Source organism: Micromonospora sp. CNZ322 (assembly GCF_007827755.1).
The window spans coordinates 120,902-147,365 of sequence record NZ_VITD01000010.1 but is presented as its reverse complement, the minus strand read 5'-3'; the positions used below and the strand labels follow the sequence as shown (position 1 = coordinate 147,365).

At 71.7% G+C, this 26,464-nt stretch carries 21 protein-coding genes; 11 read left to right on the top strand and 10 right to left on the bottom strand.

Annotated features, from left to right (window positions below; genetic code table 11):
- On the bottom strand, positions 1 to 666 hold the full coding sequence (locus FB453_RS23060) for a potassium channel family protein (RefSeq protein ID WP_112586756.1): 666 nt from the start codon (positions 664 to 666) through the stop codon (positions 1 to 3).
- Between the two features lie 163 nt (positions 667 to 829).
- Here FB453_RS23060 and FB453_RS23055 point away from each other — a divergent pair, with 163 nt between their 5' ends.
- The 3 genes from FB453_RS23055 (at position 830) to dxs (ending at position 6,267) form a co-directional block, all read left to right on the top strand.
- Positions 830 to 2,914 carry an APC family permease gene (locus FB453_RS23055; RefSeq protein ID WP_145793289.1) on the top strand — a complete coding sequence of 695 codons (2,085 nt, stop codon included), beginning with the start codon at positions 830 to 832 and terminating at the stop codon, positions 2,912 to 2,914.
- Between the two features lie 70 nt (positions 2,915 to 2,984).
- Positions 2,985 to 4,205, top strand: a complete 1,221-nt coding sequence (locus tag FB453_RS23050) for a TRAM domain-containing protein (RefSeq protein WP_145793472.1) — start codon at positions 2,985 to 2,987, stop codon at positions 4,203 to 4,205.
- Between the two features lie 115 nt (positions 4,206 to 4,320).
- On the top strand, positions 4,321 to 6,267 hold the full coding sequence (gene dxs / locus FB453_RS23045; RefSeq protein ID WP_145793286.1) for a 1-deoxy-D-xylulose-5-phosphate synthase: 1,947 nt from the start codon (positions 4,321 to 4,323) through the stop codon (positions 6,265 to 6,267).
- Positions 6,268 to 6,442: 175 nt separating this feature from the next.
- On the opposite strand, the gene FB453_RS23040 is transcribed toward dxs, so the two are convergent.
- On the bottom strand, positions 6,443 to 7,636 hold the full coding sequence (locus FB453_RS23040; RefSeq protein ID WP_145793284.1) for a hypothetical protein: 1,194 nt from the start codon (positions 7,634 to 7,636) through the stop codon (positions 6,443 to 6,445).
- 359 nt (positions 7,637 to 7,995) lie between these two features.
- Between FB453_RS23040 and FB453_RS23035 the strand changes: the two genes are divergently transcribed.
- Positions 7,996 to 9,759: a DUF6311 domain-containing protein gene (locus FB453_RS23035; RefSeq protein ID WP_486480406.1), complete on the top strand. Its 1,764-nt coding sequence runs from the start codon at positions 7,996 to 7,998 to the stop codon at positions 9,757 to 9,759.
- Positions 9,759 to 11,555, top strand: a complete 1,797-nt coding sequence (locus FB453_RS23030) for a DUF6311 domain-containing protein (RefSeq protein ID WP_145793278.1) — start codon at positions 9,759 to 9,761, stop codon at positions 11,553 to 11,555. Before FB453_RS23035 ends, FB453_RS23030 begins: the two co-directional genes overlap by 1 nt.
- 24 nt (positions 11,556 to 11,579) lie before the next feature.
- Here the strand turns inward: FB453_RS23030 and FB453_RS23025 are convergent, their stop codons facing one another.
- Positions 11,580 to 13,457 (bottom strand): DUF6311 domain-containing protein, encoded by a 1,878-nt coding sequence (locus FB453_RS23025; RefSeq protein WP_486480405.1) that lies wholly within the window; start codon positions 13,455 to 13,457, stop codon positions 11,580 to 11,582.
- A gap of 125 nt (positions 13,458 to 13,582) precedes the next feature.
- Here FB453_RS23025 and FB453_RS23020 point away from each other — a divergent pair, with 125 nt between their 5' ends.
- On the top strand, positions 13,583 to 14,881 hold the full coding sequence (locus tag FB453_RS23020) for an outer membrane protein assembly factor BamB family protein (protein WP_186718460.1): 1,299 nt from the start codon (positions 13,583 to 13,585) through the stop codon (positions 14,879 to 14,881).
- A complete protein-coding gene (locus FB453_RS23015; RefSeq protein WP_145793272.1) occupies positions 14,878 to 16,161 on the top strand; it encodes an outer membrane protein assembly factor BamB family protein in 1,284 nt (427 codons plus the stop codon). Before FB453_RS23020 ends, FB453_RS23015 begins: the two co-directional genes overlap by 4 nt.
- Here FB453_RS23015 and FB453_RS23010 read toward each other — a convergent pair whose 3' ends face one another.
- Complete coding sequence (locus FB453_RS23010; RefSeq protein WP_145793270.1) at positions 16,162 to 17,313, bottom strand: peptidase C39 family protein; 1,152 nt, start codon at positions 17,311 to 17,313, stop codon at positions 16,162 to 16,164.
- Between the two features lie 141 nt (positions 17,314 to 17,454).
- Between FB453_RS23010 and FB453_RS23005 the strand changes: the two genes are divergently transcribed.
- From FB453_RS23005 to FB453_RS22990, 4 genes are all read left to right on the top strand, one after another.
- Positions 17,455 to 18,123 (top strand): response regulator transcription factor, encoded by a 669-nt coding sequence (locus tag FB453_RS23005; RefSeq protein ID WP_112586810.1) that lies wholly within the window; start codon positions 17,455 to 17,457, stop codon positions 18,121 to 18,123.
- Entirely contained in the window at positions 18,120 to 19,295 is a 1,176-nt protein-coding gene (locus FB453_RS23000) for a sensor histidine kinase (protein WP_112586770.1), read from the top strand. Before FB453_RS23005 ends, FB453_RS23000 begins: the two co-directional genes overlap by 4 nt.
- A 148-nt stretch (positions 19,296 to 19,443) precedes the next feature.
- Positions 19,444 to 19,863, top strand: coding sequence for a VOC family protein (locus tag FB453_RS34335; RefSeq protein WP_222431391.1), 420 nt, complete (start codon positions 19,444 to 19,446; stop codon positions 19,861 to 19,863).
- Positions 19,860 to 20,279 carry a VOC family protein gene (locus FB453_RS22990; protein WP_145793265.1) on the top strand — a complete coding sequence of 140 codons (420 nt, stop codon included), beginning with the start codon at positions 19,860 to 19,862 and terminating at the stop codon, positions 20,277 to 20,279. The genes FB453_RS34335 and FB453_RS22990 overlap by 4 nt, the downstream gene beginning before the upstream one ends.
- Positions 20,280 to 20,402: 123 nt before the next feature.
- On the opposite strand, the gene FB453_RS22985 is transcribed toward FB453_RS22990, so the two are convergent.
- From FB453_RS22985 to FB453_RS22960, 6 genes are all read right to left on the bottom strand, one after another.
- Positions 20,403 to 21,029, bottom strand: a complete 627-nt coding sequence (locus tag FB453_RS22985) for a dihydrofolate reductase family protein (protein WP_145793263.1) — start codon at positions 21,027 to 21,029, stop codon at positions 20,403 to 20,405.
- Positions 21,026 to 21,502 carry an SRPBCC domain-containing protein gene (locus FB453_RS22980; RefSeq protein ID WP_112586778.1) on the bottom strand — a complete coding sequence of 159 codons (477 nt, stop codon included), beginning with the start codon at positions 21,500 to 21,502 and terminating at the stop codon, positions 21,026 to 21,028. The genes FB453_RS22985 and FB453_RS22980 overlap by 4 nt, the downstream gene beginning before the upstream one ends.
- On the bottom strand, positions 21,499 to 21,837 hold the full coding sequence (locus FB453_RS22975) for an ArsR/SmtB family transcription factor (protein WP_112586779.1): 339 nt from the start codon (positions 21,835 to 21,837) through the stop codon (positions 21,499 to 21,501). The genes FB453_RS22980 and FB453_RS22975 overlap by 4 nt, the downstream gene beginning before the upstream one ends.
- Before the next feature lie 159 nt (positions 21,838 to 21,996).
- Positions 21,997 to 22,815, bottom strand: a complete 819-nt coding sequence (locus tag FB453_RS22970; RefSeq protein ID WP_145793261.1) for a flagellar basal body-associated FliL family protein — start codon at positions 22,813 to 22,815, stop codon at positions 21,997 to 21,999.
- A 170-nt stretch (positions 22,816 to 22,985) separates the two neighbouring features.
- Positions 22,986 to 25,046 (bottom strand): 3-hydroxyacyl-CoA dehydrogenase NAD-binding domain-containing protein, encoded by a 2,061-nt coding sequence (locus tag FB453_RS22965; protein ID WP_145793259.1) that lies wholly within the window; start codon positions 25,044 to 25,046, stop codon positions 22,986 to 22,988.
- Positions 25,043 to 26,236 (bottom strand): thiolase family protein, encoded by a 1,194-nt coding sequence (locus FB453_RS22960; protein ID WP_145793256.1) that lies wholly within the window; start codon positions 26,234 to 26,236, stop codon positions 25,043 to 25,045. The genes FB453_RS22965 and FB453_RS22960 overlap by 4 nt, the downstream gene beginning before the upstream one ends.
- Positions 26,237 to 26,464 lie beyond the last annotated feature (228 nt).

Here is a 26,464-nt window from a genome sequence, read left to right as displayed (position 1 = left end):
TCAGTGCCCTCCTTCCGGCGGCGTCGCCGCCACCGACGTAACAGTCGCCACGATGTCATCGCTGACCAGCATGAACACCTGGTCGCCCTCCTGCATGACGGTGGACCCGGTGGGCAGCGTGCCGATGCCGAAGCGGATCAGGTAGGCCACCCGCGCCCCGGTCGCGTCCTCCAGCGTCCGCACCGGTCGGCCGATCCAGTCCTTGTGTACGGGCACCTCGACGATCGACACCGTGCTCGTGGGGTCGCGGAAGATCTCCACGTTGCCCTCCGGCACGAGGTGTCGCAGCATCCGGTCCGCCGTCCACCGCACCGTCGCCACGGTGGGGATGCCCAGCCGCTCGTAGACCTGTGCCCGGCGCTGGTCGTAGATGCGGGCGGCGACCCGGGAAACGCCGAACGTCTCGCGGGCCAGCCGGGCCGAGATGATGTTGGAGTTGTCGCCGCTCGACACCGCCGCGAAGGCGTCCGCGCGCTCGATGCCGGCCTGCCGGAGCACCTCGCCGTCGAAACCGGCCCCGGTCACCGTGATCCCGGCGAAGTCGGGGCCGAGCCGGCGGAAGGCGTCGGCGTCCTGGTCGATCACCGCCACCGAGTGCCCTCGGGACTCCAGGCTGTGGGCGAGGGTCGACCCGACCCGGCCACATCCCATGATCACGACGTGCACGCTGTCCCTCCCAAGGTGCGTACCACTCCCGCTGCCGGTGGCCTTCGAGTGCGAGCCTGCCACGTCCCGGTCGCGAGCGGGGACCGACCGTACCCCGCCGTCGCGAGCAGCGGTGATCGCCCACCCCCGCGCCCCCGCCGTGGTGGTCGTACTCTTGGCGTTCGTGGCCAGTCCCACCTCGCTGCTGAAGCGGCTTCTTCTCGGTCGACCGTTCCGGTCCGACCGGCTCCAGCACACCCTCCTGCCGAAGCGCATCGCGCTGCCCGTGTTCGCCTCCGACGCGCTGTCCAGCGTCGCGTACGCGCCCGACGAGATCCTGCTTACCCTCTCCATCGCCGGTGCGTCCGCGTACTTCTTCTCGCCGTGGATCGCGCTTGCCGTGGTCGTGGTCATGCTCACCGTGGTGGCGAGCTACCGGCAGAACGTGCACGCCTACCCGTCCGGTGGTGGCGACTACGAGGTGGCCACTGTCAACCTGGGGCCGAAGTTCGGCGTCGGGGTGGCCAGCGCGTTGCTGGTCGACTACGTGCTCACGGTGGCGGTGTCGGTCTCCTCCGGGGTGGCCAACCTGGGCTCCGTGGTGCCGTTCGTGGCCACCCACAAGGTTCTGATCGCGGTGAGCGCGGTGGTCCTGCTCACCGCGGTCAACCTGCGCGGGCTGCGCGAGTCGGGCACGGCGTTCGCCATCCCCACCTACGGCTTCGTGATCGTGATGCTCGGGATGCTGCTCACCGGGCTGTTCCGGGTCTTCGTGCTGGGCGACGAGCTGCGCGCGCCGAGCGCCGACCTGGTGATCCAGGCCGAGCACAGCGTGACCGGTTTCGCGCTCGTCTTCCTGCTGCTGCGGACGTTCAGCTCGGGCGCCGCCGCCCTCACCGGCGTGGAGGCGATCTCCAACGGGGTGCCGGCGTTCAAGGCGCCGAAGAGCCGCAACGCCGCCACCACCCTGCTGCTGCTCGGCACCATCTCGGTGAGCATGCTGGTCGGGATCATCTGGCTGGCCCGGCTGACCCACCTCCAGTTCGTCGAGGATCCGAATCTCCAGATCGTCTCCGGCCCCGAGGGGTACGTGCAGAAGACGGTCACCACCCAGCTCGGGGAGACCGTCTTCGGTTCCGGGTCGATCCTGCTCTACGTGCTGGCCGGGGTGACCGCACTGATCCTGTTCCTGGCCGCGAACACCGCGTTCAACGGTTTCCCGGTGCTCGGCTCGATCCTGGCCCAGGACCGCTACCTGCCCCGCCAGTTCCACACCCGGGGCGACCGGCTGGCCTTCTCCAACGGCATCACCTTCCTCGCCCTCTTCGCGATCGTGCTGATCGTCGGCTTCCAGGCCGAGGTGACGAAGCTGATCCAGCTCTACATCGTCGGGGTCTTCGTCTCGTTCACCGTCTCCCAGGTCGGCATGATCCGGCACTGGAACCGGCACCTGCGCACCGAGCGGGACCCGGAGGCCCGTCGCCGGATGCACCGCTCCCGGGCGATCAACACGTTCGGCGCGGGCCTGACCGGTGCGGTGCTGGTGATCGTCCTGATCACCAAGTTCCTGCTCGGCGCCTGGATCGCCATCGCCGCGATGGCGGTGATCTACGTGCTGATGCTGGCCATCCGCCGGCACTACGACCGGATCGCCGTCGAGCTGACCCCACCGGACGAGGGCCGTGCCGTGCTGCCCGCCCGCAACCACGCGATCGTGCTGGTCAGCAAGGTGCACCAGCCGACGCTACGGGCCATCGCCTACGCCCGTGCCACCCGACCGGACACACTGACCGCCGTGACAGTCAACGTTGACGAGAAGGACACCCGGGATCTGCAGGCCGACTGGGAGCGCCGGGAGATGGCGATCCCGCTCACCGTGATCGACTCGCCGTACCGGGAGATCACCCGCCCGATCCTGGACTTCGTCGCCTCCACCCGCCGCAAGTCGCCCCGGGACGTGGTCACCGTGTTCATCCCGGAGTACGTGGTCGGCCGTTGGTGGGAGAACCTGCTGCACAACCAGAGCGCCCTGCGTCTCAAGGGCCGGCTGCTCTTCGAACCGGGGGTGATGGTGGTCAGCGTGCCGTGGCAGCTCGCGTCGACAGCGAGCAAGAACCTGGACCGGCTGGACGCCACCCTGTCCCGGACACCGGCGCGGGGGCCACGCAGCGCCGTGCCACCACTGGTCACCACGCCGCCGGTGGCCGCCACGCCGCCCGGCGAGGGCGGGCCCGAGAACAGCGGAACGATGGGGAACAGTCGTGACTGAGCCGGGCGGTCCGCGGACCGCGACATCCAGGACGCCGTCGGCGTCGGCCTCATCGGCGTTCGAGCGAGGGCTGGCCGAGACGGACCGGGTCGAGCTGACCGTTGACGCTGTCGCCCCCGGCGGGCACTGTGTCGCCCGGGTGGACGGGCAGGTGGTCTTCGTCCGGCACGCGCTGCCGGGTGAACGGGTCATCGCCGAGATCACCGAGGTGCACCGAGGTTTCGTCCGGGCCGACGCGGTGACAGTGCTGGAGCCCTCACCGGACCGGGTCGAGCCGCCCTGCCCGTACGCGAAGCCGGGTGCCTGCGGGGGCTGCGACCTCCAGCACGTCGCACCGGCCGCGCAGCTGGCCTGGAAGACCGCAGTGGTCCGCGAGCAGCTGGTCCGCCTCGGTGGGCTGACCGACGTCGAGCTGGACCGGCTCGGCGTCCGGGTCGAGGCGTTGCCCGGTGGGCTGCTCGGCTGGCGCTCCCGGGTCCGTTACGCGGTCGACGCCGCCGACCGGGCCGGCCTGCTCAAGCACCGCTCGCACGAGGTGGTGCCGATCGACCGCTGCCGGATCGCCCACCCTGCCATCCAGCAGCTGCCGGTGCTCACCCCCACCGGTGCGCGCTGGCCGGCCGCCGAGGCCGTGGAGACCGTCGCCAGCACCGGCGGGGACGTGACCGTCACGGAGATCCGCGATGGGGTGCCCGCCCCGGTCAGTGGCCCGACCGAGGTCCGCGAGGTCGCCGCCGGACGGGACTGGACGCTGCCCGCGTCCGCGTTCTGGCAGGTGCACCCGGCCGCCGCAGACGCCCTCTCCGCGGCGGTGCTGGAGCTGCTGGACCCGCAGCCGGGCGAGGTCGCCTGGGACCTCTACGGCGGCGCTGGGCTGTTCGCCGCCGGGCTGGCCGCACGGGTCGGCGCGACCGGCCGGGTGACGGTGGTCGAAGCGGCGGCGCAGGGTGTCGCCGCCGCCCGGGAGAACCTCGCCGACCTGCCCGGCGTCGAGGTGGTGTCGGCCCGGGTGGAGACCGCGCTGGCCCGCCGACGAATCACCGGCCCGGTCGACGTGGTGGTGCTTGACCCGCCGCGCTCCGGGGCCGGCGCCCCGGTGGTTCGCGCGCTGGCCGCCGCCGGCCCGCGGGCGGTCGCGTATGTGGCCTGTGACCCGGCCGCCTTCGCCCGGGACGTGCGTACCTTCGCCGAACTCGGTTGGCGGTTGGCGGCGCTCCGGGGCTTCGACCTCTTCCCGATGACGCAGCACGTCGAGCAGGTCGGGCTGCTGCTTCCCCCGGCCGCGCGGTAGAACACCCCGCGTCGGCGCCTGACTGGGTGCTCAGCTGCCCACTCCCCGCCCGGCCCAGCTGCGTGGGGCTCGGGCCGGGCTGCGGAGTACCGGGGGGCCGATAGACTCTCCGGTCATGAGCGTTGAAGAGGACACGGTCAACCACGGCCGGCTGCTGGGGACGGTTCGCGGTCCGCAGGACGTCAAGCGGATGTCCGGCGAGGAACTGGACGTCCTCGCCGCCGAGATCCGGGACTTCCTGATCACCAAGGTCTCCCGTACCGGCGGGCACGTCGGACCCAACCTCGGTGTGGTCGAGCTGACGCTCGCCATGCATCGCGTCTTCGACTCCCCCCGGGACCGGCTCCTGTTCGACACCGGCCACCAGGCGTACGTACACAAGATCCTTACCGGGCGTCAGGCCGGCTTCGACAAGCTCCGCCAGCGCGGTGGCCTCTCCGGCTACCCCAGCCAGGCGGAGAGCGAGCACGACCTCATCGAGAACTCGCACGCTTCCACCGCGCTGTCCTACGCCGATGGCCTCGCCAAGGCGTACGCCCTCCGGGGCGAAGCACGCAGCGTCGTGGCCGTGGTCGGTGACGGCGCGCTGACCGGCGGCATGTGCTGGGAGGCGCTGAACAACATCGCCACCGCCGGCAACTCCCTCGTGATCGTTGTCAACGACAACGGCCGGTCCTACTCGCCGACCATCGGCGGGCTGGCCGACCACCTCTCCTCGCTGCGGCTCAACCCCGGCTACGAGAAGGTCCTCGACACCGTCAAGGACGCCCTCGGCTCCACGCCGCTGGTCGGCAAGCCGATGTACGAGGTGCTGCACGCGGTCAAGAAGGGCATCAAGGACGCTGTCGCCCCGCAGGCCATGTTCGAGGACCTGGGCATCAAGTACGTGGGCCCGGTGGACGGGCACGACGTGGGCGCGGTCGAGGCGGCGCTGCGCGCGGCCAAGAACTTCGGCGGCCCGGTCATCGTGCACGCCGTCACCCGCAAGGGCTACGGCTACCGTCCCGCCGAGGAGGACGAGGCGGACTGCCTGCACGGCCCCGGCAGCGCCTTCGACGTGGAGACCGGCGCGCTGCTGGCCGCCCCGTCGGTGAAGTGGACGCACGTCTTCGCCGACGAGCTGCTGGCCATCGCCGACGAGCGCCCGGACGTGGTGGGCATCACCGCCGCCATGGCCGAGCCGACCGGCATCGCCAAGCTGGCCCGCAAGTACCCCGAGCGGGTGTACGACGTGGGCATCGCCGAGCAGCACGCGGCCACCTCGGCGGCCGGGTTGGCGCTCGGTGGCCTGCACCCGGTGGTCGCGGTCTACGCCACCTTCCTCAACCGCGCCTTCGACCAGGTCCTGCTGGACGTGGCGATGCACAAGCTGCCGGTGACCTTCGTGCTGGACCGGGCGGGCATCACCGGCCCGGACGGGCCCAGCCACTACGGCATCTGGGACATGTCGGTCTTCGGGGTGGTGCCGGGGCTCCAAATCGCCGCTCCCCGCGACGCCGCCACCCTGCGGGAGGAACTGCGCGAGGCGATGGCCGTCGACAACGGCCCGACCGTGGTGCGGTTCCCGACCGGTGCCGTCGCCGCGGACCTGCCGGCGCTGCGCAGGGTCGGCACGGTCGACGTGCTGGCCGAGTCCGCCCGTACCGACGTGCTGCTCGTCGCCGTCGGCTCCTTCGGCCAGTTGGGCATGGAGGTGGCCGCCCGGGTCGCCGAGCAGGGCTACGGGGTCACCGTCGTCGACCCCCGCTGGGTGCGTCCGGTCCCGGCGGAGCTGGTCGACCTGGCCGCCCGCCACCGGCTCGTGGTCAGCGTCGAGGACGGCGTGCGGGTCGGCGGGGTGGGCGACGCGCTCGCCCAGGCGATGCGTGACGCCGACGTTCGGGTTCCGCTGAAGGACCTGGGTGTGCCGGCCGACTGGCACCCGCACGGCACCCGCGCGCAGATCCTCGCCGACCTGGGCCTGACCGCTCAGGACGTGGCCCGCAACGTCACCGGTTGGATCTCCGGCCTGGATGCCACCCCGGACCGCCTCACCCCGAGCGACGCGGCCGCACAGAACTGACGAGACGAACGACGGCGGGCGTCCCTCGGGACGCCCGCCGTCGTGTGTCCATCCCCAATCCCGTCGCCCTGCCCTCGCCCCGTCTCCGCCGATCTTGCACTTTCGGTTGGCGTGATGCGCCTTGAGCGCCGATTTGCCGGCACAGAAAGTGCAAGATCGCCCGGGCGAGGGTGGGCTAGCGGGGGGAAATTGAGCGGTAGTGGGTTTTGTCGGTGTTGGCGAGGCTGTAGGTCTGGGAGCGGGACGGGGTGGGGATGACCGCCAGGCCGGGGCGTTCGACCAGCAGGGGAGTGCCCGGCGGAACGGACAGGGAACTGTCCCGGGTGGCCCGCCAGCTCAGCACCACCAGCGGCTGACCGGGCACCGGCAGTTGGTACGCCTGCAACGGGGTGGCCCGGTCGGCGGGTGAGACGACGGGCGCGCTCCCGTCGGCCGGTCGATAGATCACCGCCGTCATCGCGCCGGCATCGGTGTCCCAGCTGAGCTGCTGCAACTCGGCTGGCTCGCCGCCGCCGAGGGCGACTTCGCCCAGCGAGCGCACGGTGAGCTTCGCCATCGGCCAGGACGTCGGCACCGAACGTGGGGCGTCCCGGTCCCCGATCCGGCGCGGGATGCTGCCGAAGGGGCCCCGATCGCCGGACAGCACGCAGGTGTCCAGGCCGGTGAGCGCCCGCCGGCCCGTGCCGGACTCGTCGCGGACCAACGGGTAGCGCGGGTCGACAGTGCCGGTGCCCAGGTCGAGCAACCGGTCGGCGGCCCGCCCGCGGGGGAGTGACTCAGTGGTTCGCAGGGTCGCGGTCACGCCGACGGCCGTGCAGGACGGCACGTCAACCGGTGCGCTGAGACCGTCCGCGATGGTCAACGTCCGGTCCTTTGGCCCGAGGAGGCTCTGCACCCGGGCCGAAACCAGGTAACGCCGGCCACCGGCCGTCTGCACCGGCAGTACGTCGGAGTAGACGAGGTAACCCGGATCGGTGTACTCGGTGGCGCGGGTCACCGCGTACCGGTCGCCCTCGCGCGTCAGTTGCAGCAGCCAGGACGCGCTTTCGCCGGGCACGTCGGCGGCCACCAGCGCCACCGGGGTGCCGTCGACCCGACCGGAGAAAAGGATGCCGGACGAGGGCAGGTGCGCGCGGTCGTCGGCCGGCGACCGCCAGCCCCGGACCGCCGCGGTGACCGCCGCCGTCGCTGCGGCGTCCCCGGAGAGGTCGCCGCGGGGCGGCCACACGGCGAGGGTGCCGTCCAGGCTGTCGTACCCGACCCGGAGGTCCTGCGGCTTGCGCTCGGCTACCGGACCGCAGGCCGTGCCGGCCAGCAGCGCGCTCAGCAGGACGGGAAGCGCCCTGCCGTACCGACGGCCTGGAGTCACCTGGCCCGCCCCCGATCGCCTCGCCGTCGCTGTCGGAAAGCGCCATAGTACGAGATGTCCGATGCGGCGCCTCAGTTGGCCGGCATCCGAACCACCACAATGGACACCACCGGGGGTTTAGGGCGTTTTGGTTGCTCCGGTAGACTCCGCCGACTGTGACGCCTGCCGAGTCCCGCGCCCTGCCCGCGCCGCACCCGGAGGCGGCAGCCGACTCCGCCGAGCTGGTGAGCTACCGCACACCGGCCGGCCTCCTCGCCGGCCCGCCCGCGCTGGCCGCCCCCACCACAGCGCCGGCCGAGCCCGAAGCGCCGGCCGAGCCCGAAGCGCCGGCCGAGCCCGAAGCGCCGGCCGAGAGCGCGGTGCCGACGCGGGCGTGGTGGCGTCGGTGGACTCGGCGTCGGCAGCACCTGGCGGTGGGCGGGCTGTTCCTGCTCGCCGCACTCTGGGTGACCAGCCGGATCTGGTTGGACCCGTCCGGTCGGGTGGCCTCGCTCTACACCGGTGACCCGGCGCAGGTGCAGTTCTTCCTCGCCCACTCGGTACGCGTGGTGCTGCACGGCGAGTACCCGTTCTACACCGAGCAGTTCAACTACCCGGACGGCGTCAACCTGATGGCCAACACGGCCGTGCTGGCGCTGGGCATCCCGATGGTCCCGGTGACGCTGCTCTTCGGGCCGGCGGTCTCCTTCGTGGTGCTGGTCACGCTCGGTCTCGCCGGCACCGCCATGGCCTGGTACCTGATGCTCTCCCGCCACCTGGTGCGTACCCCGCTCGCGGCAGCGGTCGGCGGCTGGTTCTGCGGGTTCTCGCCCGCGATGCTCTCGCACGCCAGTTGGCACCCGAACATCATCAGCCAGTTCCTGCTGCCGTTCATCGTGTGGCGGGTGCTGGTCCTCACCCGCTCCGGAAAACCGGTTCGGGGCGGGGCCCTGCTCGCCCTGCTGGTCACCGCGCAGGCGTTCATCAACGAGGAGATCCTGCTCTTCACGGCGCTGGCCTGCGGCGTCTTCCTGCTGGCGGTGCTGGCCCAGGAGCCGGCCCGGTGGCAGGCGGCGTGGCGACCCCTGGGCGTCGGCGTGGTGACCTGCGCGCTGCTGGCCGGGGCGCTGCTGGCGTACCCGCTCTACGTGCAGTTCGCCGGGCCGATGGCCTACCACGGGCTCAGCGACGCGGTGAAGGACTACGGCAACGACATCGCCGCCTTCTTCGCCCCGGGCTCGCCCACCCTCGGCGGCAACCAGCGGGCCAACATCAACCTGGCGCCGAACTACTCCGAGGAGAACGCCTTCTTCGGCTGGAGCCTGTCGATGCTGGCCATCGGCATCGTGGTCTGGCTGCGCCGGGAGTTGATCGTTCGGGCGCTCGCGGTGACCGGCGTGTTCTTCGCCGTGCTCTCCCTCGGCGAGCGGGTCTCCTGGTGGGACCGCGAGCTGATCACCGGGCCGTGGCAGTGGTTGGTCCACCTGCCGCTGCTGGACGCGGTGGTGCCGACCCGGTTCGGGCTCATCACCAGCGTGGTGATCGGCCTGCTGCTGGCGCTCGCCGTCGAGCGGGCCTGGGCGCTACGCCCGGCCGACCGCCGTACCGTCCACGTGCTCACCGCCGCAGGCCTGGCCTTCGCGCTGCTGCCGATCGCACCGATGCCGCTGCGGATGGTCTCCCGGCCGCCGGTGCCGGACTTCATCACGGCGGACCGGTGGCGGGCGTACGTCGGCCCGGACCAGACGCTGGTGCCGATCCCGGTGCCCAGCATGGGCAACACGCACGGCATGCGCTGGGCCGCGGCCACCAACCTCGACTTCAAAATCCCCGGCGGTTACTTCCTCGCGCCCCGCAACGGCAACACCGGTGACGCGGGCCGGTTCGGCGGTCGTCCCAGCGGGGTGGGTCAGATGCTGGAGGAGGTGGCGACCACCGGCCGTACGCCCAAGCTGGACGACCGGCAGCGTCGGCGCTTCGCCGACGAACTGCGGCACTGGCGGGCGGCGATCCTGGTGCTGCCCGTGCGGCAGCAGAACGCCGAGCCACTGCGACGTACGGTCGAGGAGCTGGTCGGCCCGGGCCGCCAGGAGTTGGATGTCTGGGTCTGGGACGTCCGGACGCTCACCGACCGTTCGGTCTGATGGCCACCGGGACGACGTCCCCGAACACCTCGTTGCCGGCGACGGGCGGCACGTCCCGTCCGGCCTGGCTGCGGGACGCGCTGGTGGTGGCCGGCTATCTGGGCCTCGCGGTGCTGGTGACCAGCGGGCAGTGGGGCCGCCCGTGGCAGCTGTTCCACCAGGCGGGTGACCAGATCCTCTTCGAGTGGATGCTGGCCCACGCGGCGCATGCCGTGGTGGAGGGGGAGAACCCGCTCTTCAGCACCGGGTTGAACGCGCCCGACGGGGTCAACCTGATGGCGAACACCTCGGTGCTCGGCCTGGGTGTCCCGCTCACCCCGGTCACCCTGCTCTTCGGCTCGCAGGTGGCGTTCTGCGTGGCGGTCGTCTGCTGCCTCGCCGGGACCGCCGTCGCCTGGTACGTGCTGCTGCGTCGCCGGCTGGTCGGCGCCCGGGCCCCGGCCGCGGTGGGTGGGCTGATCTGTGGCTTCGCCCCGGGCATGATCGCTCAGGCGGGCGCGCACCTGCACATCGCCGCCCAGTTCCTGGTGCCCGCGATCCTCGCCCTGGTGTTCCGCCCCGCCTCGGAGACGACGCGACACGGCGTGTGGCGGCCCGGCGTCGGCCTGGGGCTGCTGCTCGTCTGGCAGGTCTTCATCGGCGAGGAGGTGCTGGTCTTCCTGGTGCTCGCGGCCGGCGTCTTCGCGCTGGGTTACGCGCTCGCCGACCGGGTGGCCGCACGGCGGCTGGCGCCAGCCCTCTTCGGCCGACTCGCGGTGGCGGCCGGCGTGGCGGCGGTGCCGCTGGCGTACCCGCTGTGGTTCCAGTTCCACGGCCCGCAGCACTACTCCGGGATGGCGTTCGCCACGCAGGGCTTCCAACTGGACGTCGCCTCGTTCACCGCGTCGGCGCGGCAAACCGTGCTGGGTGACGACTGGCTGCCGGGGTTGCTCTCGCCGAATCCGACCGAGGAGAACTCGTTCTTCGGCCCGGGCCTGTTGGTGCTCGCAGTGGTGATCGTGATCTGGCAGTGGCGACGACCGCTGGTCCGGGCACTGGCCGCCTGCGGCGCGGTCTTCGCCCTGCTCTCGCTCGGCGACGAGCTGCGGGTGGACGGTGAGGCCACCGGCATTCCGGGGCCGTACCGGCTGGTCAGCGGGCTGCCGTTGCTCGATCTCGCGGTACCGGCCCGGTTCGCGCTGGTCTGCGTACCGGTGCTGGGTGTGCTGGTGGCCCTGTCCCTGGACCGGGTCCGGGCCGCGCGCGGGCCGAACGTGGCGCCGGGCCTACCGGTGCGGCTGCTGTGGGCCGGCGCGGTCGCGGCCGCGTTGCTGCCCCTGATTCCGACGCCGATCCGCGTGGTGCCGGTCGCGCCGGTGCCGGCGTTTCTCGCCACCGGTGGCTGGCGTCCGCTGGTGCCGCCCGGCCGGACGGTGGTCGCGGTGCCCCCGGTCACCGGTGCCGGGCGCAGCCCGGTGATGCTCTGGTCCGCCCGTACCGCTCTGGGGTTCGCCGCGCCGGGCGGCTACTTCATCGGCCCCAGCGGCCCGGACGACCCGGCGGCCCGCTGGGGCGCGCCGGACCGGCCCACGTCGGTGCTGCTGCGGCAGGTGGCCGAGACCGGCGCGGTGCCGGTGCTCACCGACGCCGACCGCCGCCAGGCCGTCGAGGACCTGCGGCACTGGCGTGCCGCGGTGGTCGTACTCGGGCACCTGGAGCACGGTGACCCGGTCCGCCGAACGGTCGACGACCTGCTCGGCCCGGGCCGACCGGTCGACGGCGGATGGTTGTGGGACGTCCGGGACCACGTCGGCTGAGCCGACCGGTGGCGCGGTTCTCGACTAACCCACCAGGGCGCGCACGTCCCACACCCAGACGTCGTCGACCCGCTGCGGTGGCCCGAGCAGGGCGGTGACCAGCTCACGGAGTACCGCCTCGCGGGGGTGCGCCCCGAGCACCACCACCGACGCCCGCCAGAACCGCAGGTCCTCGACGGCCTGGCGGCGGTTCTCGTCGGTCAGCGCCGGAACCGTGCCGCTGTCCATGGTGGAGTAGATGAGGGAACTGGTCGGTCGGTTCGGCGCACCGAAGACCCCCTCACCCAGCTCGTTCGGGCCGATGAAGTAGCCGCCCGGAACGGGGAACTCCTGCCCGGTCAGCGCACTCCACCGCAGCGTCGGCAGACCGTGCACGTTGCTCGGGATCGGCACCGGCACCAGGGTTCGACCCGCCGGCACGTACGGCCGCCAGCCGCCCGCGGTGATGAAGTGCGGCGGTGGGTCGATCTGCTGGGCGGGCAGTGGGCGGGGGAAGAGCGGCAGCACGGCGAGGGCGACCGCCGCGTACCCCACCGGGCGCAGCCACCGACGGCGCGACGCGACCGGGCCGGCGGGCTTGGCGGGCTCGGGGGACACAGCCGGGGCCCCTTCGGCGGCGCGCTGGGCCGGCACCCGCGGCCGGTCGGCCACCGGGCGCCCCTGGCGGTGCGCGGCGTCCCAGGTCAACGCGAGCAGTACGCCCACCGCGGCGGCGACCACCAGCGTCAACCGGGTCGGCATCATCATCTCGACCAGCGGCAGGTCGTCCGACACGTACGACCAAGGGCCGCGCACACCGGTCTCCACACCGTTGAAGCGCACCCACGGCCCGATCGCGGCCACGCTGAACACCACGATGAGCACCGCGGCGATCCGGGCGGCCAGCGAGCGGCGTACGAGCAGCACCAGAGCCACCACCGAGAGCAGCACCAGCGGCCAACCGAACCAGGTGTTCTGCTCGGTCAGACCGATCGTCTTCTCCACGGCCGGGTCACCGGCCCAGGTGTCCCGGGCGAAGGTGACGAAGGCGACCAGGTCCTCGCCCCAGTTGTGGAACACGCCGCCCTGCAGGCCCCGGTAGGACTGCGGGCCGTTGAACTGGAACCAGATCGGGTACGCGGTGAGCACCAGGGCCAGCCCGCCGGCGACGCCGAGCCCGGCCAGGAACGTGCCGGCGGCGGCCCGGGTGGCCCGCGGCCGCTGCACGGCGTACGCCAGCACGATGACCAGGCAGGCCAGCGCGGTGAGCAGCAGCATCTCCTCGTTGATGAAGATCTGGTACGCCACCAGCGCACCGAGCACGAGCCCGTTGCGGCGCCACCGGCCCGGCTCACCCAGGGTCAGCACCCGCACCACGATCAGCGGGAGCAGGAAGTTGGAAACGAAGTTCGGTTGGCCGTTGGCGTGGTGGATGATTCCCGGCGCGAAGCCGAGGAACGCGCCGCCGACGAACGCCGCCGCACGCGAGCGCACCAGGTGGCGGGAGAGCATCCAGTAGCCGGTGCCGGCGGTGGCCGCCAGCGCCGCGCCCAGGTAGAGCGCGTACATCACCTGAGGGCCGAGCAGCATGGTCAGCGGAACCAGCGGCAGGGTCACCCCGAGCAGCGAGGTGTTGGCCATCATGTTCACCCCGTCCGGGGCGTTCTGACGGGCCGTGAACAGCGGGTTCTCCAGGTGCCGCACCGAGTACTCGCCGTGCGCGAACAGCCACTCGAACCAACTGTGATCGGTGGGCAGGTGCGAGGAGACCCGGCCGTCGACGTCACCCCAGTAGTTGAGGCAGACGAACACGCCCAGCAGCACATAGGCTCCGAGGGCCAACAGGTCGGCTCGGGCCGGACGGCGTCGAGGCCGCCGTGTCGACTCGGCCTCGGCCGGGTCGACGTCGGTCACGGGATTCAGCGAAGGGTCTACCACCGGCACAGCCACGACGCGCCATCGTACAGGCGGGGTTCCGTCACTTTTGCCGGGCCGGTGCGCTGACGGTCGGCTTGCCGGGCGGGCCACCCGTCGGCCAGCCTTACCTGGTGACGGAAGGACGGTCCTTGTCGATCATCGAGCTGGGCGAGATCCGGGACGAGGCCGCGTCGGCACCTCCGGTTCGCCGCCCGCGCGCCGCCGGTCGCCCGCTGCGCAGCGCGACTGTGCTGTTGCTCAGCCTGGTGGTGCTGGCCGGTGCCGCGTCACCAACGCAGCGAACGGTGAGCGTGGTGCCGGCGTCGCGGACGGCCACCGCGTACCTGGCCGGAGACGGCGTCTTCGTTGTCGATCCGCCGACACCCGACGGGGACCGGTACCTGACCGCGTACGCCCAGCCGGCACCGACCGGCGCTGGGGTGCGGCGGCGGTGGCAGGCGCCGCTGACCCGCACCGGTAACTACCTCGACGTCCGGGTCGAACGGGGCCTGGTGCTGGCGTTGGCGGTCAACGCCCCCAACCGGCTGTTCCAGACCACCGCCTTCGACACCGCGACGGGCCGGCAACGCTGGCAGCATCCCGGTGGTGCCCAACCGACGCCCGGCGGTGGCCTGCTGGTGATCAATGGCCGCGAGGACGGGTCGGGCGCGATGAGCGGGGTTGAGCCCGACACCGGCCTGGTGCTCTGGTCGGTGCCGATCCCGCCGGCCGCCAGCCCCACCTACCACCTCACTCCCGAGGGGCAGGTCGACCGGTTCGTGCTCCTGCAACCGACCGGCGAGGTGCAGGTGCACGACGCCGGCACCGGCCAGCTGCTGCGCAGCATCGACACGCTGCCCGGTGACCGGTCGGCGTACCAGCGGGTGCAGATCGTCGACGACCTGCTGCTGCTCGTCCCGCCGGGCAGCACCCGGCTGGTGAGCTTCGGGCTGGCCGAGTTGGAGCCACTGTGGACGGCGGAGGTGACGCTGGTGTCGCATGTGCTCGAATGCGGCGGCCTGCTCTGCGCGGTACCGCAGACCGGCGGCGTTCAGGTGCTCGACCCGGCCACCGGATCGGTGCGGTGGTCGGAACCGGGCCAGGACGTCCTGGCGGACGTCCGGTACGGTCGGCTACTGATGGCCAGGCCCGGCCAGGGCTACGCGGTGCGGGACGCGGCCACCGGGCAGGTACGGACCGAACTGGGCGCGTGGAGTCTGATGCCGGTGCTGCGGCCGGACGATCCGCTGGTCGGTGTGCGGCGGGGTGACGACGGTCGGATGGTCGTCGCCGAACTGGACCTGGTGGCCGGCCGAACGCGGATCGTCGACGTGCTGCCGGGCATCGCGGGCAGTTGCCAGGCGTCCCTGCCGGTCCTGCTCTGCCAGCGCCTCGACGGCACTACCGCTCTGTGGAGGTTGACGCGGTGACCGACTCGGTGATCGACCTCGGCGAGCTGCGGGACGACAGGAACCCGGAGTCGATGCCCCGCCCACCTCGGGCCCACGGCCGCCCGCTGCGTTGCGCGCTGGTCGTGGTGCTCGCGCTGGTCACGCTCGCCGCCTCCGCCGTCGCATCGCCCCGCCCGGCTCCCGTGACGCTGCCGGGCCGACCCGGGTCCGACGTCATGATCGATGGTGACCTCCTCCTGGTCATGGAGCCGGCCAGCACCGACATGCGGCAGGCGCGGCTGGCCGCGTACCGGCTGCCCGACGGCGAGCCCGTCTGGCAGGCGCCGCTGCCGGCGCAGGCCCGGTACTGGGGGATGATTCCGCTGGCCGGGATGCTGCTGGCCACCGGGTACGAGATCGGCCCGGAGGGTCGGGACACACTCACCGTCGCACTGGACCGGGCGACCGGGGCGTACCGGTGGCAGCATCCGGGCACCGTCTCCAAGCTGACCGACGGCAACCTGCTGCTGCGCAGCGGCGGTGAGACCGTACCGTCCAGTCTGCGCGCTGTGGATCCCTGCTGCGGCACCGTGCGCTGGCAGCTCTCCGGCCTGAGCCCCGACATGAGGGTGCGGGACACCGGGCTCGGGGTGGACCGGGTGGTGCTCAACCAGGTGGACGGGCCGGTCGAGGTACGCGACGCGATCACCGGCGCGGTGCTGGCCCGCGCCGACCTGCGCCCACCCGACGGCGGTCGGATCGGACTGGACCTGACCAAGGACCTGCTGCTGTCCATCGACAGAGGCTCGGGCACTGTCACCGCGTACGAGCTGGACCAGCTCAAGCCCCGCTGGACCCGCGCCAGGGTGCACATCGACTTCGCGCTGGACTGTGGCCCCGTCCTGTGTCTGCGCACCGGCAACAACGAACTGCAGGCGCTCGACCCGGCAACCGGCGAGGTGCGCTGGCGCAGCAGCCAGTGGGGGTGGGCCTGGCCAAGCGGCGACCGGCTGATGGCCAACCTCAGCGGCGTCGGTCCGTCGGAGCAGTACGTCGTGCTCGATGCGCTGACCGGCAAGCAACTGGCCGACCTGGGCCGGTGGGAGCTGTACCAACTCGGTGTCGGCGGCCGGCTGGTCGGCATACGCCGGCATCCCGACGGAGGGGTGCTCGTCGGCGAGCTGGACATCGCCGCCGGAAAGGTGCACATCGTGGACGTGCTGCCCGATGTCACCGGGGGGTGTCAGGCGGTCACCGGCTACCTGGTGTGCATTGCCACCACAACCGGCTCGTACCAGCTCTGGAAACTCAGGGACTGATCACCAGTTCGCCTGGGTGGGCGGCGGGGGCAGCGGCACCGACGCGGGTCGCAGCACGTACGCCACCCCGCCGCTGCCGCGCTGCCAGACCGCCTCGAACCCGTGTCGGGGCACTGCGCGACGGACCGCGTCGTCGTCCGGGGCGTACGGGTCGTTGAGCACGGGGTCGCCGTCGGCGGTGAAGCCGACCAGCACCATCAGGTGCCCTCCGGTGTCGTACCCGAGCCCCGGCACCTCGTCGGCCCGGAACGCGGCGGAGACGATCAGGGGGATGCCGGCGGCGACGAACGCCTCCGCCTCGACCAGCGACCGCAGTCGGGTGACGAACGCGTCCACCCCGTGCAGACCGGCGTACGCGGTGTTGAACGGCCAGTTGCCGGCCCCGGCGTACGCGTGGTCGTAGCAGTGCCGGGCGGCGTGCACCACCACTGGACGCGGGCCGGACGGCTCCACCCAGGCGTAGTGGTCCGGCGTCGGCTCGGCGCCCCAGTAGGCGAGCACCATCGAGGTGCAGGTGGGGCTGCACCAGGAGTCCCCGCCACCACCCCACTGCGGGTACTGGCCAGCGTGCAGCCGCTGCGAGTAGCGGGGCACGTCCAGCACCCGACCCCAGGCAGCGGACGGGACGGGCTCCTCCGCGTACCAGTGGTCGGCCGTCGTGGGGCCGGTGGCGACCGCGCCGATGCTGCGCAGCACCGGGCCGGTCGGGCTGCCGGCGGGCCGGCACAAGGTCACCCGCGCCTGCCAACCGGTGACCGTCGCTCCGGTCACGATCAGGGTGTCGGTGTCGACCCGGGCGGCACTGTCGCGCTGTCCGGGCAGCGAGGTGCGCCGTACCGTGTGGTCGCCGGCGGCCCAGCGGGCCAGCCGGTACCAGTCCGTGCGGGGCGCGTCGTTGTGCCAACCGCGCAGGTCGACCTCGATCCAGCAGCCGTCCGGGGTGTCGGCCGTCCAGGACGGCACCACCTCGGCGACGGCGAAGCCGACAGGTACCGGCGGCGACGTCCAGGTGCCCCGTTCGGCGACGCCGTCGAGGGCGAGCCCCCGGCCGCTGGCGAGCAGGCCGTCGCCGCTGCCGCTGGTGGTGTCGGCCGGCAGGTGGAAACCCCGGTAGGCGATGTCCCGCCGGGTGGGTGGTGCCGCAGTGGTCATGCCAGTCCGTCCGTCGTTCGGTGCCGCCGGCCAGCATCGCGTACGCCGCGGTGGCCCGCAACGCCGGCCGGCGCGGACGGCGAGGGACGATGGTTGCCGGCCGGCACTAGGTTGTCGGTGGTCAGCAGCGAGGAGGCCGGGATGCGGGTACTGGTGGTCGAGGACGAGCGCAACCTCGCCGACGCGATCGCACGCGGGTTGCGCAAGCGGGGGATGGCTGTCGACGTGGCGTACGACGGCGACGCCGGCCACGAGGCGGCGTTCGTCACCCGGTACGACGTGGTGGTGCTCGACCGCGACCTGCCGGGTGTGCACGGTGACCAGATCTGCGCCGACCTGGCGGCCTCCGGCGCGTTGACCCGGGTGCTGATGCTCACCGCCAGCGGCACCGTCGCCGACCGGGTGGAGGGGTTGCAGCTCGGCGCGGACGACTACCTGCCCAAACCGTTCGCCTTCGACGAGTTGGTCGCCCGGGTGCAGGCGCTGGGCCGGCGGGCCACCCCGGCCGCGCCTCCGGTGCTCGAACTGGCCGACCTGGTGCTCGACCCGGCCCGCCGGGTGGCCACCCGTGCCGGGGTGCCGGTGGACCTCACTAACAAGGAGTTCGGGGTGCTCTGCGAGCTACTCAAGGCGCGTGGCGCGGTGGTCTCCAGTGAGGAGCTGCTGGAACGGGTCTGGGACGCGAACACCGACCCGTTCACCACCATCGTCCGGGTCACCGTGATGACGCTGCGCAAGAAGCTCGGTGACCCGCCGTTGATCGAAACGGTGGTCGGGGCGGGCTATCGCACCGCCGAGGTAGGCGCATGAGCCGCCGGTTGCGACCCACCCTGCGGCTGCGGCTGACAGTGCTCAACGGGGTGCTGCTGATCGGGGCCGGAGCGATCCTGGTGTTGCTGGCCTGGCTGCTGGTCCGCGACGCGTTGCGCCCCACCGACGAGTTGGTGCCCGGCACGATCGTGCTGCTCTCCGACGGCCGGCAGATGGACGCCGCCGAGTGGCAGCGGCAGTTGGTCGACGCCGCCTCCGGGGAGCTGCTGGCCAAGGGCCTGGTCGCGCTGCTGGCGATCAGCGTGGTCGGGGTGGCCGGCGCGTACGCGGTGGCCGGTCGGGCGCTGCGCCCACTGCACCAGGTCACGGCGACCGCCCAGCGGCTCGGTGAGGCGACCCTGGACCAGCGGATCGGTTACTCGGGCGCCGACGACGAGGTGGCCGAGTTGGCCAAGACGTTCGACGCCATGCTGGACCGGATCGCGTCCGCCTTCGAGGCCCAGAAGCGTTTCGTGGCGAACGCCTCGCACGAGCTGCGTACCCCGCTCGCCGTGATGCGGACGGAGATCGACGTGACGCTCAGCGACGATGACGCGGACACCGCCGAGTACCGCCGGATGGCGACAGTGGTTCGCGACGCCTCCGAGCGGGCCAACGGCCTGGTGGACGCGCTGCTGGTGCTGGCCCGTAGCGAAGCGCAGGCCGGGCGGCAGCTGGGCCGGCGTACCGAGTGTGACCTCGCCGCGGGCACTGCCAACGCACTGTCGGCGATGCGCCGCGAGGTGGAACGGATCGGCCTGCGGGTGCAGACGTCCCTGGAGTCCGCGCCGGTCGTCGGTGACCCGGGGCTGCTCGACCGGCTGGCCGGGAACCTGATCGAGAACGCGGTTCGCTACAACCACCTGCACGGTCGGCTCTGGGTGCGTACCGGCACCGACGGTGACCGATCCTGGCTGGTGGTGGGGAACACCGGTTTCGAGGTGGACCAGGCCGACGTGCCAGGGCTGTTCGAGCCGTTTCGCCGTGGTGGCCGGGAACGCACCGGAGCCCGTGGCTCCGGCCTGGGGCTGTCCATCGTCCGGGCGGTCTGCACCGCGCACGGCGGCACCGTACGGGTGGTGGCGCAGCCCGGCGGTGGCCTGGAGGTGACGGTCACCCTGCCGTCGTCGGACGCCCCGGCCGTGCCCGGAACGGTTCCCGCCGCCGGCTGACCGGGGTTGCGCGCCCCGCTCGGCCGATGGCAAGATCGCCGGGTCAGCTCGGAGAGTGAAGGGGGGTGCGTTGATGTCCATCAGTCAAGGCTCCGCACCCCGGGTCTTCGCAGGCTGACCCCCGGCGGCGGAGCGTCCCCATCCGAAGATGGAGAGACCACCCGTGTATCCACGGATCCGCAACATCAGTTTCGACTGCCACGACACGTACACCCTGGCCGGCTTCTGGTCGGCGGTGCTCGGCTACGCCAGGCTCCCGGAGGATGTTCCGGGCGACCCGGAAGCCGCCCTGCTGCCGCCGGACGGTGCCACGCCGAACATGTTCTTCCAAGCGGTGCCCGAGGACAAGGTGACCAAGAACCGGGTCCACATCTGCCTGGAACCGGTCGACCGGACCCGCGACGAGGAAGTAGAGCGGGTGCTCGGCCTCGGGGCCACCATGGTCGTCGACCGGCGGCGCACCGACGGGACGGGCTGGGCGGTTCTCGCCGACCCGGAGGGGAACGAGTTCTGCGTGCTCCGCAGCGCCGGGGAGCGGGTCGACACCACTGTGGAGGACCAGGCATGAGTTCGACGATCCACAACATCAGCATCGACTGTCACGACACGTACGCCCTCGCCGGCTTCTGGGCGCAGGTCTTCGACTGCCCACGACAGCCCGACGACTTCCCCGGCGACCCTGAGGCGATGCTGCTGCCGCCGGGCGGGCCGGAGGTGCTCTTCCTCGCCGTGCCGGAGGGCAAGACGGTGAAGAACCGGCTGCACCTGGATCTGCAACCCGCCGACCGGACCCGGGCCGAGGAGGTCGAGCGACTGCTCGGCATCGGCGCGACGCTCGTCGCCGACCACGTCGGCCCGACCGGTGGTGGTTGGGTGGTGCTCGCCGACCCGGAGGGCAACGAGTTCTGCGTGCTCGGCAACGCCGCCGAGCGGGCCGCCGCGGCAGCGGCGCGGGCTGCGGCAGCGGTTTCCGAACCGGCCTGACCGTCGACGTACGGCACCGGGCGCCGGCCACCTTCGCGTGGCCGGTGCCCGGTGCCACGCTGCCGGGGCGGGACCTGACGGCGAGATCCAGGCCGTGGCCGGGCCGTGCGGTGGCGCGGGTGACTAGACGAAGGCCGTCGCGCCCTCGTACTCCGCCACTGGGGCGGTGCCGGCATGCTCGTACTCGAGTAGAAGCAGACCCTTTGCCGTCGCTTCGTGATGAACCAGTCGGAGGCCGACGGACGCGCTCGGCTGGTCGAGCAGCCGACGACCGGAACCGGCCACGGTGGGGGCGACGACGAGTCGGAGTGTGTCGACGAGGCCGGCCGACAACAGAGCCTTGCCAAGTCGTGCGCTTCCGTGGATCTGGAGTTCCCGTCCGGGCCGGGCCTTGAGCTCCCCGACGGTGTGGATCGGGTCGCCCCGGAGCAGCGTCGTCGGGTGCCAACTACCCTCCGTCAGGGTGTTGGTCACTACGTACTTTGGTAACGAATTCATCCGTTCGGTGAACGGATCGTTCGGGTCGGTGATCTGCGGCCAGTCGCGAGCGAACGCCTCGTAGGTCCGCCGTCCGAGCAGTAACCCGTCGGCGAGACCCAACCAGTCAGAGGTCCGGCGGACGAAGACCTCGTCCAGGTAGGGCACGAGCCAGCCGCCCCGGGTGAAGCCGTTGCTCGTGTCCTCGGTCGGCGAGCCGGGCCCCTGGCTGACGCCGTCGAGAGTGACGAATTCGGTAAGGACGATCTTCACAGCGCCCCCTGGCTCTCGGCGAGCCCGGCGAGTTGTTCGGTGACCGAGCCCCAGCCGTCCGCGAAGCCGATTTTCTCGTGAAGGTCACGAGCGGCGGGATCACCGTGACGGACGATGATCCGGTAGTCCGTGCCGTCCGGATGATCCTTCATGGTGATCTCCGCGGTCATCGGGACCGGGGTTGGGTGCGCGGGCCGCCAGGCGCTGTCGATCACGTTGGTGAACACGATCCGTTCGAGGTCGTCGACGACGAGGAAGCACGCGTCGAGGTGCGGGACGAACTCCACCCCGTCCTCGCTCAGTCGGGTCACGAGTGCGCCACCGGGCCGGACGTCCAGGCGATCGACGCGGCACAGGGCCGGCGCCGGGATCCACCATTTCTCGAAGCGGGACGGGTCGGTCCAGGCGCTCCACACGGCGGCGAGAGGTGCGCGGATGACCCGCGCCATTGTCAGGTCCAGGTCGGGATTCACTGCTGGTTCTCCTGCTCATCGGTGACGAGGCGTTCCAGGCGATCCGTGCGCTCTTCCCAGATCCGGCGCTGCTCCGCGAGCCAGTCTTCGACGACAGCGAGGCGCTCGCGGTTGAGCACGCAGGTGCGCACCCGTCCGGACTTGGTCGTGTGGATCAGTCCGTTCGACTCGAGCGTCTGCACGTGCTTCATGAACGAGGGAAGAGTCATCGGAAAATCGCGAGCGAGGTCACCGACGCTCGTCGGACCGTGGCCGAGGCGGCGGATGACCCAGCGCCGGGTCGGGTCAGCGAGGGCGACGAACACGCCGTCGAGCTGCGCCGAATACTGTGCCATACGGCTAAGTGTTGCTGGAGATGACACTTAGCGCAAGGGCAAAGTATTGGCGGCCCCGGGGAGTGGCTGCCGTGCCGACCGCGGCCGGTCGGCGCGCTTCAGGAGAGCAGCAGGGGCCCCGGCCACCCGAGGGTAGCCGGGGCCCCTGTCTCGTACGGATCAGGACTGTTGCTCGACCTGGCCCCGGATCGCGGTGAACTCGGCCTTCGCCTGGTCGGCGGTCTTGAAGTACATCACCACCATGCCCAGGCTGCCCCGGTCGGTCCAGACGCAGATGCCCAGCGGCACGGTGTCGGCCTTGCCGTCGCCGCAGCGCGCCTCACCGCCCAGCGGGCCGGCGTCGACGGCCGTCATCTCGCCCACCGTCAGCTGCTTGGACAGCCCATCCACGTAGGCGTCGAGCTCCTTCTTCGGGTCCGACAGCAGCCCGGACACGGCCGCGATCATGACGAGGTCCTGCTTGGTCGGCTCGCCGTAGAAGGCGGCGACCGTGCTCGTCTCGTTCCCCGCCGCCGTCTTCATCCCACTGACCGCCTGCTCGGCGGCAGTCAGGAGCTCCGGGTTGGTGAGCTTCGGCCGGCCGGCGAGGGTGGCCGGCGCGACCACGCGGGTCTTGCTGGCGTCCACGACGGCGCCCACGTCGTCCTTGACGACGAACCAGGTGATCGCCACGCCGCCGAGGCAGAGCACCAGCACCGCGGCCAACACGATCAGCACGATCTTGCCGACGTTCGACTTCTTCGCCGGGGGAGGGCCGCCGGCCAGGTTCGGGTCACCGTACGGCTGACCCGGCTGCGCGGCCGGGAACCCAGGCTGCGCGGGCGGGAACCCAGGCTGCGCGGGTGGGAAACCACCGGGCTGCTGCGGCTGTCCCTGCTGCGGCGGCGGCGGCCAACCGCCAGGCTGCTGGCCCGGCTGATGCGACGGGTCGGGGGAATCGTGCGGCGGGCCGTAGGGATTGGCCGGCGGCTGGGACATCAGTCAGCTCCAAGATGGGTGTGCAAAACGCGTGATCCTAACCCGGTGCGAAGCGCGCCGTTGCCCCTGCGGAAACCCGCAGCCGGCGATCGACTGATCACAAACGGTCGCGGTGGCCGGTCCGTCCACGAGGGACGGTCCGACCACCGCGACGGTGGTACAGGGATCGGTCAGGCCGGCAGGCTCGCCGCACCACGCGGCAGGAACCGCTGGCCGGTGACCCGCTCGGAGGTGCCGGTCCGGTCCAGGTACGGCGTGACACCGCCCAGGTGGAACGGCCAACCCGCGCCCAGGATCATGCACAGGTCGATGTCCTGCGCCTCGGCGACCACACCCTCGTCCAGCATCAGCCGGATCTCCTGCGCGAGCGCGTCGAGGGCGTTCTGGCGTACCTGCTCGGCGGTCAATGGCTGGTCACCCACCACGAGCAGCTTGGCGACCTCCTCGTTGACCTGGTCGTCGACCACGATCGGCCGACCCGAGTCGGCGATCCGCTTGAGGTTCTCGCTGACCCCGAACCGGTCCGGGTACGCGGCGTGCAGGGTGCCGCCCACGTGGTACGCGACGGCCGGCCCGACCAACTGGAGCAGGGCGAGCGGACGCATCGGCAGGCCCAGTGGGTCCAGTGCGCTGTTCGCCACGTCCAGCGGAGTGCCGGCGTCGACGGCGGCGAAGACGGTGCCCAGGAAGCGGGTGAGCAGCCGGTTCACCACGAACGCCGGAGCGTCCTTGACCAGCACGCTCGACTTCTTGAGCTGCTTGCCCACTGCGAACGCTGTCGCCAGGGTGACGTCGTCGGTGCGTTCGCCCCGGACGATCTCCAGCAGCGGCAGCACCGCCACCGGGTTGAAGAAGTGGAAGCCGACCACCCGTTCGGGGTGCTCCAACTCGGCGGCCATCTCGGTGATCGACAGCGAGCTGGTGTTGGTGGCGAGCACCGCCTCCGGAGAGACGATCTTCTCCAACTCGGCCCAGACCTGCTTCTTGACGCCCAGGTCCTCGAAGACCGCCTCGATGACGAAGTCCGCGTCGGCGAAGGCGCTCTTGTCGACAGTGCCGCTGACCAGGCCGTACAGCTTGGCGGCGGTGCCCTTGTCCATCCGGCCCTTGGTGACCGCCTTCTCGATCTGGGTGTGCACGTAGCCGACGCCCTTGTCCACCCGGGACTGGTCGAGGTCGGTCATCACCACCGGCACCTGGAGGCGTCGGGCGAACAGCAGCGCCAGCTGGCTGGCCATCAGACCCGCGCCGACGATGCCGACCTTGGTGATCGTGCGGGCCAGACCCTTGTCCGGTGCGCCGGCCGGGCGCTTGGCCCGCCGCTGCACCAGGTCGAACGCGTACAGGCCGCTGCGCAGCTCCTCGGAGAAGACCAGGTCCGCGAGCGCCTCGTCCTCGGCGGCGGTGCCGGCGGCGAAGTCGCCGTCCTTCGCCGTCTCCAGCAGGTCGAGCGCCTTGTACGCGGCCGGGACCGCGCCGTGCAGCCGCTGGTTCAGCGTCTCCCGGGCGAAGTAGAGCACGCCCGCCCACATGTCCTTGTCGACCTCGGGTCGGGTCACTGTGACCTGGCCCCGGACCACGCCGGCAGCCCACTCCAGGGACCGCTCCAGGAAGTCCGCCGGCTCCAACAGGATGTCCGCGATGCCCAGCTCGGCCGCCTGCTTCGGCTTGAGCATCTTGTTCTGCATCAGCGGGTTCTGGATGATCACCTGGGTCGCGGCGGGGATGCCGATCAGGTTCGGCAGCAACTGGGTGCCGCCCCAGCCGGGTACCAGACCGAGGGAGACCTCGGGCAGCGCGAGGGCCGCCGCACCACCGGAGAGCGTCCGGTAGTGGCAGTGCAGCGCCAGCTCCAGGCCACCGCCCATCGCCGCGCCGTTGACGAACGCGAAGGTGGGGACGGTGCTGTCCTTGAGCCGGGCGAAGACCCGGTGGCCGAGCCGGCCGATCTCCAGCGCCTGCGCGCGGTCGGCGAGCTGCGGCAGGCCGACGATGTCCGCGCCCACGCAGAAGATGTACGGCTTGCCGGTGACCGCGATGAACGCCGGGTCGGCGGCGAGCGCGGCGGTGATCGCCTCGTCCAGGCTGGCCAGCCCACCCGGGCCGAAGGTGTTCGGCTTGGTGTGGTCGAAGCCGTTGTCCAGCGTGATCAGGGCGGCGGGCCGGTCCAGCCCCGGCACGTTCACCTGGCGCAGCAGCGCCCGGGTGACGACCTCGTTCGGTGCCTTCACTTGTCGCCCTCCCAGTGCGGGTTCTCCCAGATGACAGTGCCGCCCATGCCGATGCCGATGCACATCGCCGTGAGGCCGTACCGGACCTCGGGGTGCTCGGCGAACTGGCGGGCCAGCTGCGTCATCAGCCGCACGCCGGAGGAGGCCAGCGGGTGACCGATGGCGATCGCACCGCCCCACGGGTTGACCCGCGCGTCGTCGTCGGCGATGCCGAAGTGGTCGAGGAAGGCGAGCACCTGCACGGCGAACGCCTCGTTCAGCTCGAACAGGCCGATGTCGTCGATGCTGAGCCCGGCGAGGCGCAGCGCCTTCTCCGTCGACGGGATCGGGCCGACACCCATCACCTCCGGCTCGACTCCGACGAAGCCGAACGACACCAGCCGCATGGCGACCGGCAGGCCCAGCTCGCGGGCGGTGGCCTCGTCGGCCAGCAGGCTCGCGGTGGCGCCGTCGTTCAGGCCGGCCGCGTTGCCTGCGGTGACCTTGCCGTGCGGGCGGAACGGGGTCTTCAGGGTGGCCAGCTTCTCCAGCGAGGTGTCCCGCGGGGCCTCGTCCACAGTGGCCAGACCCCAACCGCCCTCGGCGTCGCGGATCGACATCGGCACCAGGTCGTCCTGGAGCTTGCCGTTGGCGTACGCCTTGGCGGTCTTCTGCTGCGAGGCCAGCGCGAACGCGTCGGTGCGCGCCTTGGTGATGTGCGGGACCAGGTCGTGCAGGTTCTCCGCGGTGGAGCCCATCACCAGCGCGGACGGGTCGACCAGCTTCTCCGCGATGATGCGCGGGTTGGGGTCGACGCCCTCACCCATCGGGTGGCGGCCCATGTGCTCGACGCCACCGGCGATGGCGATGTCGTACGCGCCCATGGCGATGCCGCTGGCCACTGTGGTGACAGCGGTCATCGCCCCCGCGCACATGCGGTCGATGGCGAAGCCGGGAACGGTCTTGGGCAGCCCGGCCAGCAGGGCGGCGGTGCGGCCGATGGTGAGGCCCTGGTCGCCGATCTGGGTGGTGGCCGCGATGGCGACCTCCTCGACCCGCTCCGGGGGCAGCTGCGGGTTGCGACGCAGCAGTTCCCGGATGCAGCGGATCACCAGGTCGTCGGCGCGGGTGTTGGCGTACATGCCACCCGCCTTGCCGAACGGGGTACGGACGCCGTCGACGAAGACGACGTCGCGAACTTCACGGGGCACTTGAGCCTCCTATTCGACCGTGATTCGGCCTTCGCGCCGGGCGGCACGCCGGACCGAACAAGGGTCGCCGACACGGGCACGTTTCCCTCGAATGCTACTCGCCAGTAACCAACCCCGTCCCTACCCCCGCCTGTGGCCCACCCCACACCCGGCTCCGGTCGATCATGAAGTTGTTGCCGAGACACGCCGGCGCGTGTGGCAACAACTTCATGATCAGCAGCGGGAGGG

Excerpts from the sequence above, each read along its gene's own strand:
- dxs (WP_145793286.1), top strand. The coding sequence starts at position 4,321 with ATGAGCGTTGAAGAGGACACGGTCAACCACGGCCGGCTGCTGGGGACG.
- FB453_RS23030 (WP_145793278.1), top strand. The coding sequence starts at position 9,759 with ATGGCCACCGGGACGACGTCCCCGAACACCTCGTTGCCGGCGACGGGC.
- FB453_RS23010 (WP_145793270.1), bottom strand. The coding sequence starts at position 17,313 with ATGACCACTGCGGCACCACCCACCCGGCGGGACATCGCCTACCGGGGT.
- FB453_RS23005 (WP_112586810.1), top strand. The coding sequence starts at position 17,455 with ATGCGGGTACTGGTGGTCGAGGACGAGCGCAACCTCGCCGACGCGATC.
- FB453_RS23000 (WP_112586770.1), top strand. The coding sequence starts at position 18,120 with ATGAGCCGCCGGTTGCGACCCACCCTGCGGCTGCGGCTGACAGTGCTC.
- FB453_RS34335 (WP_222431391.1), top strand. The coding sequence starts at position 19,444 with ATGGAGAGACCACCCGTGTATCCACGGATCCGCAACATCAGTTTCGAC.
- FB453_RS22990 (WP_145793265.1), top strand. The coding sequence starts at position 19,860 with ATGAGTTCGACGATCCACAACATCAGCATCGACTGTCACGACACGTAC.
- FB453_RS22975 (WP_112586779.1), bottom strand. The coding sequence starts at position 21,837 with ATGGCACAGTATTCGGCGCAGCTCGACGGCGTGTTCGTCGCCCTCGCT.
- FB453_RS22970 (WP_145793261.1), bottom strand. The coding sequence starts at position 22,815 with ATGTCCCAGCCGCCGGCCAATCCCTACGGCCCGCCGCACGATTCCCCC.